The organism is Bacillus hominis, assembly GCF_018332515.1.
Classification (GTDB): Bacteria; Bacillota; Bacilli; order Bacillales; family Bacillaceae_G; genus Bacillus_A; species Bacillus_A hominis.
The window spans coordinates 25,871-33,244 of the sequence record NZ_BOQD01000082.1; the positions used below are offsets into that span (position 1 = coordinate 25,871).

9 protein-coding genes are annotated in these 7,374 nt (G+C 35.7%); 7 read left to right on the top strand and 2 right to left on the bottom strand.

The window, feature by feature from the left end:
- Window positions 1-62 precede the first annotated feature (62 nt).
- The 3 genes from typA to KI356_RS09855 all read left to right on the top strand — a co-directional run bounded on the left by typA (window position 63) and on the right by KI356_RS09855 (window position 2,660).
- Window positions 63-1,907, top strand: a complete 1,845-nt coding sequence (gene typA / locus KI356_RS09845) for a translational GTPase TypA (RefSeq protein WP_071746870.1) — start codon at window positions 63-65, stop codon at window positions 1,905-1,907.
- A gap of 157 nt (window positions 1,908-2,064) precedes the next feature.
- Complete coding sequence (locus KI356_RS09850; RefSeq protein WP_128281135.1) at window positions 2,065-2,367, top strand: YlaH-like family protein; 303 nt, start codon at window positions 2,065-2,067, stop codon at window positions 2,365-2,367.
- Between the two features lie 17 nt (window positions 2,368-2,384).
- Window positions 2,385-2,660, top strand: a complete 276-nt coding sequence (locus KI356_RS09855; protein ID WP_128281136.1) for a hypothetical protein — start codon at window positions 2,385-2,387, stop codon at window positions 2,658-2,660.
- 35 nt (window positions 2,661-2,695) lie between these two features.
- Here KI356_RS09855 and KI356_RS09860 read toward each other — a convergent pair whose 3' ends face one another.
- Window positions 2,696-2,896: a YlaI family protein gene (locus KI356_RS09860; RefSeq protein ID WP_002111485.1), complete on the bottom strand. Its 201-nt coding sequence runs from the start codon at window positions 2,894-2,896 to the stop codon at window positions 2,696-2,698.
- A gap of 145 nt (window positions 2,897-3,041) precedes the next feature.
- Here KI356_RS09860 and KI356_RS09865 point away from each other — a divergent pair, with 145 nt between their 5' ends.
- A complete protein-coding gene (locus KI356_RS09865; RefSeq protein WP_128281137.1) occupies window positions 3,042-3,497 on the top strand; it encodes a pyridoxamine 5'-phosphate oxidase family protein in 456 nt (151 codons plus the stop codon).
- Window positions 3,498-3,744: 247 nt separating this feature from the next.
- A complete protein-coding gene (locus tag KI356_RS09870) occupies window positions 3,745-5,073 on the top strand; it encodes a PhoH family protein (RefSeq protein WP_002088317.1) in 1,329 nt (442 codons plus the stop codon).
- A gap of 49 nt (window positions 5,074-5,122) precedes the next feature.
- On the opposite strand, the gene KI356_RS09875 is transcribed toward KI356_RS09870, so the two are convergent.
- On the bottom strand, window positions 5,123-5,620 hold the full coding sequence (locus KI356_RS09875; RefSeq protein WP_212935334.1) for a peptidyl-prolyl cis-trans isomerase: 498 nt from the start codon (window positions 5,618-5,620) through the stop codon (window positions 5,123-5,125).
- A 150-nt stretch (window positions 5,621-5,770) separates the two neighbouring features.
- On the opposite strand from KI356_RS09875, the gene KI356_RS09880 reads away from it, so the two are divergent.
- Window positions 5,771-6,058: an Fpa/YlaN family protein gene (locus tag KI356_RS09880; RefSeq protein WP_000135698.1), complete on the top strand. Its 288-nt coding sequence runs from the start codon at window positions 5,771-5,773 to the stop codon at window positions 6,056-6,058.
- 125 nt (window positions 6,059-6,183) lie between these two features.
- Window positions 6,184-7,362, top strand: a complete 1,179-nt coding sequence (gene ftsW, locus KI356_RS09885; protein WP_212935335.1) for a putative lipid II flippase FtsW — start codon at window positions 6,184-6,186, stop codon at window positions 7,360-7,362.
- Window positions 7,363-7,374: the final 12 nt, after the last annotated feature.

Sequence of the window (7,374 nt, forward strand, 5' to 3'; positions counted from 1 at the left end):
TGCCATAGTATCCCCTTCGCTCTTATAATAGAGAAGGATTAAAAAGACATTAGGAGTTGGACATGTTGAAAAAACGACAAGATTTACGAAATATAGCAATTATTGCCCACGTTGACCATGGTAAAACAACACTTGTTGACCAGTTATTACGTCAAGCGGGGACTTTCCGTGCAAACGAACACGTTGAAGAACGTGCAATGGATTCGAATGATCTAGAAAGAGAACGCGGTATTACAATTTTAGCAAAAAATACGGCGATTCACTATGAAGATAAACGAATTAACATTTTAGATACACCTGGTCACGCTGACTTCGGTGGAGAAGTAGAACGTATCATGAAAATGGTTGATGGTGTTCTACTTGTTGTTGATGCATATGAAGGTTGTATGCCACAAACACGATTTGTTTTAAAGAAAGCTCTTGAGCAAAACTTAACTCCAATCGTTGTTGTAAACAAAATTGACCGTGACTTCGCTCGCCCTGATGAAGTAGTTGATGAAGTAGTTGACTTATTCATCGAACTTGGTGCAAACGAAGATCAATTAGAGTTCCCGGTTGTATTTGCATCAGCAATGAACGGAACAGCAAGCTTAGATTCAAATCCAGCAAATCAAGAAGAGAATATGAAATCATTGTTTGACACAATTATTGAACATATTCCAGCACCAGTTGATAACAGCGAAGAGCCACTTCAATTCCAAGTAGCGCTTCTTGATTACAATGACTATGTTGGTCGTATCGGGGTTGGACGTATATTCCGTGGTACAATGAAAGTAGGACAACAAGTTGCATTAATGAAGGTTGACGGAAGTGTAAAACAATTCCGTGTAACTAAATTATTTGGTTACATTGGATTAAAACGTCAAGAAATTGAAGAAGCAAAAGCTGGAGATTTAGTAGCTGTTTCAGGTATGGAAGACATTAACGTAGGTGAAACGGTATGTCCGGTTGAGCATGAAGAGGCTTTACCATTATTACGTATCGATGAGCCAACATTACAAATGACATTCCTTGTAAATAACAGCCCATTTGCAGGTCGTGAAGGTAAATTCATTACATCTCGTAAAATTGAAGAGCGTCTTCGTTCACAATTAGAAACAGATGTAAGTTTACGTGTAGATAATACAGATTCTCCTGATGCATGGATCGTATCTGGACGCGGAGAATTACATTTATCTATCTTAATTGAAAACATGCGTCGTGAAGGTTATGAACTACAAGTATCTAAGCCTGAAGTAATTATTAAAGAAGTTGATGGCGTAAGATGTGAGCCTGTAGAGCGCGTGCAAATCGATGTGCCTGAAGAATACACTGGTTCTATTATGGAATCAATGGGTGCACGTAAAGGTGAAATGTTAGATATGGTGAATAACGGAAACGGTCAAGTTCGCCTTACTTTCATGGTTCCAGCACGTGGTTTAATTGGTTACACAACAGAATTCTTAACATTAACTCGTGGTTACGGTATTTTAAACCATACATTCGATTGCTACCAACCAGTACATGCTGGACAAGTTGGTGGACGTCGCCAAGGTGTTCTAGTTTCACTTGAAACAGGAAAAGCATCACAATACGGTATTATGCAAGTTGAAGATCGCGGTGTAATCTTCGTTGAACCAGGTACAGAAGTATATGCTGGTATGATTGTCGGAGAACATACACGTGAAAATGATTTAACAGTTAACGTTGTAAAAATGAAACAACAAACTAACATTCGTTCTGCGACGAAAGATCAAACTTCAACAATGAAAAAACCACGCTTAATGACTTTAGAAGAGTCATTAGAGTACTTAAACGAAGACGAGTACTGTGAAGTAACTCCAGAATCAATTCGTCTACGTAAAAAGATTCTTGATAAGAGCGAGCGCGAAAGAGCTGCTAAGAAAAAGAAATCTGTAGAAGCGTAAAATAATAGAACAGCTACCTTTGATAAAGGTAGCTGTTTTTTTATTATGTATATTTTTTAGAATATTTACTCTTTTTTGTGGACAGTATTTTTTTCGCGGGTTACTCTTGTATTAAGTACATAAAGAGAATTTGTTTCATGAGAAGAGGTGAAAGATAGTGTTAGAAAGAATGTCATTTTTCGCAAAACTTTGTAAAGTGGATGAAAATCCAGAGTTAGGGATGTGGTTGCTTTATGGAACAATAATTTTATTAAGTGCACTTGTATATAATTTAGGATTTGCAAGGAAGCTATCGGTACTAAAAAATATAGTGATATATACATCTTTAGCAATTGGATGCACGGTATTAACTTTTTTTGCAGTTTTTTTACCCGTTGGAGAGGGGCTCGTTGTAGCGGCAATTGTACTTGGAATTTATAGAATGCGTTTACGTCAAGCTAAACAACAAAAAACAGGGTGAAAAAAGGAGGGGTTTTCATGCGCTCAGTACAAGATGCACTATATAATTGGTTAACAATTAAAACGGTTGCGGAAGCACGTCCAGATGATAGCGCTGCACAAGAAACGTATTTATTATTTCAAAATATGATATATGAAGAGCATAAATTACGAAATGTAGAAATTGAAAAGAACGAGGAAATGTATTTGATTACATATGAAATTGATGGAGAAATAAAGTGTGCAAGATTTCCGGTAGAAGCCATTGATTGTTTTTTAGATCAAATGAATCGTGAACCAGAAAAATACAAATAAGTCCTTATCTATATGATTAAGGACTTATTTCCGGTTTACCAATCGTCTTCTACTTTTTTATCACGATATAATCGGAAATTACCACTCGCATGGCGTTCCATAGTACGCTCTGCAATTCGTTCCGTACATTCCATGCACATATATGTATGAATAGGGCGATTACGCAGTTTTTTTGCCATAGGATTTTCGTCATCTAACATATCTTTTTTATCACAAATCATACATTTGACTCTCATTTCGTCACCTCAATACGAATTCTATCAGTATAAGTATATCATGGAAGTATAATGTTTTTGAATAATAGCGGGAAAAAATAATATTTTCGCAATTCGAAAAATAGGTTATGATAAGGATATATAAAGAATATTTGGAGGTGGAAATATGGCGAATGTAGTTGAGCCTACATTGACAGATGACTTAGTACAATCTTTGCGTAAAGAGTGTATCGTTATGATAGCAACAACAGATTTCGAAAAACAAATCCCTAACGTAAGTGCTATTTCTTGGGTATATGCAGTGAGTGAAACTAGTATTCGATTTGCGGTAGATCAACGCTCACGTATTGTGGGAAATATACGGCGCAATACAGGGGTTGTATTGACTATAATGGCGAATGAATCCGTATTTTCCATAAGTGGTGAAAGTGAAATTTTAACAGATAGAATGGAAGGGATTCCTCTAAAATTAACGGTAGTAGAAGTGACTGTGCAAGAAGTTCGTGATGTTATGTTTTATGGTGCGAAACTTGCTACTGAACCAACATATGAAAAAACATATGATCTTCGAGCTGCTAAAAAGCTTGATAATCAAGTATTAGTAGGAATGAAAGAATTATAAAGAAGAGGAATAGGAACATCGTGCATAAACTTTTACAAGTGAGTATTGTGATTTAATGTGAAAAATTATAATTAAAAGTAATATATTGAATAGAAATGAATAAAAAATAAAGAAAAGGTTTAATTTCTATGAATTTCGATTCTACCTCGTTTTTACGGTACATATAATTATAACAATGGTTCGTCCATATTTATATGGATGAAACCCTTGTTCTACAAATTTAAAAGTGGAGTCAGGGGGTAACGGGTTGGATAAAATTTATGTGTTAGATACGAATGTACTTTTGCAGGATCCTTTATCTATTTTTTCATTTGCAACAAATGAAGTAGTGATTCCAGCAGTTGTATTAGAAGAGGTTGATTCGAAAAAACGTTATATGGATGAAGTAGGACGAAATGCTCGCTATGTATCTAAGTTAATAGACAAATTTCGTGAAATAGGAAAGCTGCATGAAAGTATTCCGTTAGAAAATGGCGGTACATTCCGTATTGAATTAAATCATCGCTCATTTGTTCAACTACAAGATATTTTTGTAGAAAAAACAAATGATAATCGAATTTTAGCGGTAGCAAAAAACCTATCTTTAGAAGAACAAGAAAAAGAGGACGGGAAATCAGTTATTTTAGTAAGTAAAGATGTACTCGTAAGGGTAAAAGCCGATGCAATCGGATTGCAGGCCGAAGATTATTTAAGTGACCGTGTAATTGAAGTGGAAAATATATATTCAGGATTTTTAGAAGGGTATATATCAAAAGAACAGTTAGATTATTTTTATGAAAAAGGTGAACTGCCTTTATCTGAAATCGCAAATCATCCTTTTTATCCAAATCAGTTTGTTGTAATGAAAGATGCACTAGGGGGTTCTAGTTCTGCACTTGGGATTGTGGACCATTTAGGTAAGAAGGTAAAGAAACTTATTTTTCACAATGAGCAAGTGTGGGGGATACGTCCGCGAAACGTGCAGCAAATTATGGGATTAGAATTGCTACTTCGGGAAGATATTCCACTTGTAACGTTAACAGGGAAAGCTGGTACAGGAAAAACGTTACTTGCATTAGCTTCGGGACTAATGCAAACAGAAGATTTAGGGTTATATAAAAAACTACTTGTCGCGAGACCAATTGTACCGGTAGGAAAAGATATTGGTTATTTACCAGGAGAGAAAGAGGAAAAATTAAGACCGTGGATGCAGCCGATTTTTGATAATCTAGAGTATTTATTCAATACGAAAAAGCCTGGGGAGCTAGATGCTATTTTAGCTGGGATGGGTTCGATTGAAGTAGAAGCGCTTACCTATATACGCGGGAGAAGTATTCCGGATCAGTTTATTATTATTGACGAGGCACAAAATTTAACGAAGCATGAAGTGAAGACGATATTAACAAGGGTAGGCGAAAAAAGTAAGATTGTATTAATGGGGGATCCTCAACAAATTGATCACCCGTATTTAGATGAATATAATAATGGTTTAACATACGTTGTAGAGAAGTTTAAAGAACAACGTATTAGTGGTCATGTAAAGTTTGTTAAAGGAGAGCGTTCTAATTTAGCACAACTAGCAGCGGATTTATTATAAAAAGGAGTGAGCCTCAGCTCACTCCTTTTTTGCCTTTTAATTATACAATTTAAATGATTGTAAATTTACGGATGTTACGAATCGGATTTTGTCTATTAGATCCATCATGGAAATATAGATGAACAGGCCCGTCTTCTCGTAATGGTTTACCTTCTTTTGAAAAACCGAGAATTGCTTTATGGGCTGTTTCTAACGGAAGTGTAATTGAATTTTCTGTGGTTTCAATTTCGACTTGAGTAGCATCTTCTAAAATTTCAGCATTTTTAAGAAATGGATGAAGTGGTATGCCAAATGTCCCGTTAATAAGCTGTTCTTTTTTATATTTCTTTACACTTTGTCGTATTGGTGGGAAGGCAGCACCATCACGGATTTCGCGATCCCAATGCTCTGAAGTATGTTTTAAGTATGTTTCTAATTCGGATGATTCTTCTCTAGTTTCATCAAAGTAAGTTGTCAAATCTACTTTTCGATCATCAAAAATCCAAACAGTTGGATCAATAGTGATTGGAAAACGTACTTTTCCATTAATAAATAAAATTTCGCTCATTGTTGTTCCCCCATTTGTGTTATACTCCCACTTTTCAGTATAATAGTATTAGACACTGTTGTCACAAAAAATGTTTCTATTGCAATTTATTAAAACTATCGCTAATATTAATAGATAGGTGAGAGTAGGACGGAAACGGAGGGAATCAATTTGGCGTCTGAGACAGTATCAAATCATCAGGAAAAGGCACTAGCCCTTCTACAAGCGGATGCGGAGAAAATCTTAAGACTTATTAAGGTGCAAATGGACAATCTTACAATGCCGCAATGTCCATTATATGAAGAAGTGTTAGACACACAAATGTTTGGACTATCCCGCGAGGTCGATTTTGCAGTTCGCCTTGGTCTTATTGCAGAAGAACAAGGGAAAGCAATGTTAGGAGAGCTCGAACGTGAGTTATCTGCACTTCATGAAGCATTTACAAACAAACAACAATAACGGGTTCAAATAGGGGGGCTCAAACTGAAATAGTTTGGGCTTTTTATTTGTATAATAAAGCAGGAAGAACCTATATACATATGGAATACAACAATAATTAAATTGAAACAGAAAGAGGAAATGAAATGAAAAAAGTATGGAAATCAATGGATTATTCATTGTTACTTCCTCTTGTTATCTTATGTGTGCTGGGAGTTATAATGGTATATAGTTCTAGTTCCATTGTTGCGATTTCGAGGCATAACTGGCCAGCAAATTACTTTTTTAAAAAACAATTAATTGCTTTAGCTATTGGAACGATAATGTTAGCGATTATCGTTGCTATTCCTTATAAGTTGTGGAGAAAGCGAATAGTTTTGATCGCAATGGGAATAGGGAGTATTGGTCTATTATTAGCAGCCTTGATTTTCGGTAAGGACGTAAATGGCGCAAAAGGATGGATATTAGGTATACAACCAGCTGAGTTTGTGAAAATAACGGTTATTATTACGTTAGCAAACTTTTTTGCTAAGAAACAAGAAACGCAAACAGCTTTTGTACAAGGGATAATCCCTCCTCTAGCTGTTGTCGGTGGAGCGATGGGATTAATTTTACTTCAAAATGACTTAGGTACTGATTTGTTAATTGCGGGAACGGTAGGAATTATGTTTCTTTGTTCGGGAGTCCGGATTAACTTATGGATTAAACGAATTGTTTTAACTTCTATAGTGTGGATTCCAGCACTATATTTTCTCGGAAATTATGCATTAAGCTCGTATCAAAAGGCACGGTTTTCCGTTTTTCTTGATCCATTTAACGATCCTCAAAATGATGGATTCCAATTAATAAATTCTTTTATTGGAATTGCTTCAGGAGGGCTAAATGGTCGAGGGTTAGGGAACAGTGTGCAAAAATATGGATACTTGCCAGAACCGCAAACAGATTTTATTATGGCAATTATATCTGAAGAGCTCGGATTTATAGGCGTAGCTATCATTTTAATCTGTTTACTACTTATCATTATTCGAGCATTTAGAGTTGCGCAAAAGTGTAAAGATCCATTTGGAAGTTTAATAGCTATCGGAATTGCAAGTTTGTTTGGAGTGCAAACTTTTATTAATGTCGGTGGTATGTCTGGGTTAATACCGCTTACAGGGGTACCGTTACCGTTTGTTAGTTACGGTGGGAGTTCCTTATTAGCTAATCTACTTGCAATGGGTATACTGTTAAATATTGCTAGTTATGTAAAACGACAAGAGAAACAACAAAACGAATTGACTAACGAAATAGAACAAGGTGGACCACATCTTGTTGTTGTAAAATAAAAAAACACATTG

Coding starts and splice junctions, on each gene's coding strand:
- KI356_RS09875 (WP_212935334.1), bottom strand. CDS start 5,620: ATGAGCGAAATTTTATTTATTAATGGAAAAGTACGTTTTCCAATCACT.
- ftsW (WP_212935335.1), top strand. CDS start 6,184: ATGAAAAAAGTATGGAAATCAATGGATTATTCATTGTTACTTCCTCTT.
- KI356_RS09860 (WP_002111485.1), bottom strand. CDS start 2,896: ATGAGAGTCAAATGTATGATTTGTGATAAAAAAGATATGTTAGATGAC.
- typA (WP_071746870.1), top strand. CDS start 63: ATGTTGAAAAAACGACAAGATTTACGAAATATAGCAATTATTGCCCAC.
- KI356_RS09865 (WP_128281137.1), top strand. CDS start 3,042: ATGGCGAATGTAGTTGAGCCTACATTGACAGATGACTTAGTACAATCT.
- KI356_RS09855 (WP_128281136.1), top strand. CDS start 2,385: ATGCGCTCAGTACAAGATGCACTATATAATTGGTTAACAATTAAAACG.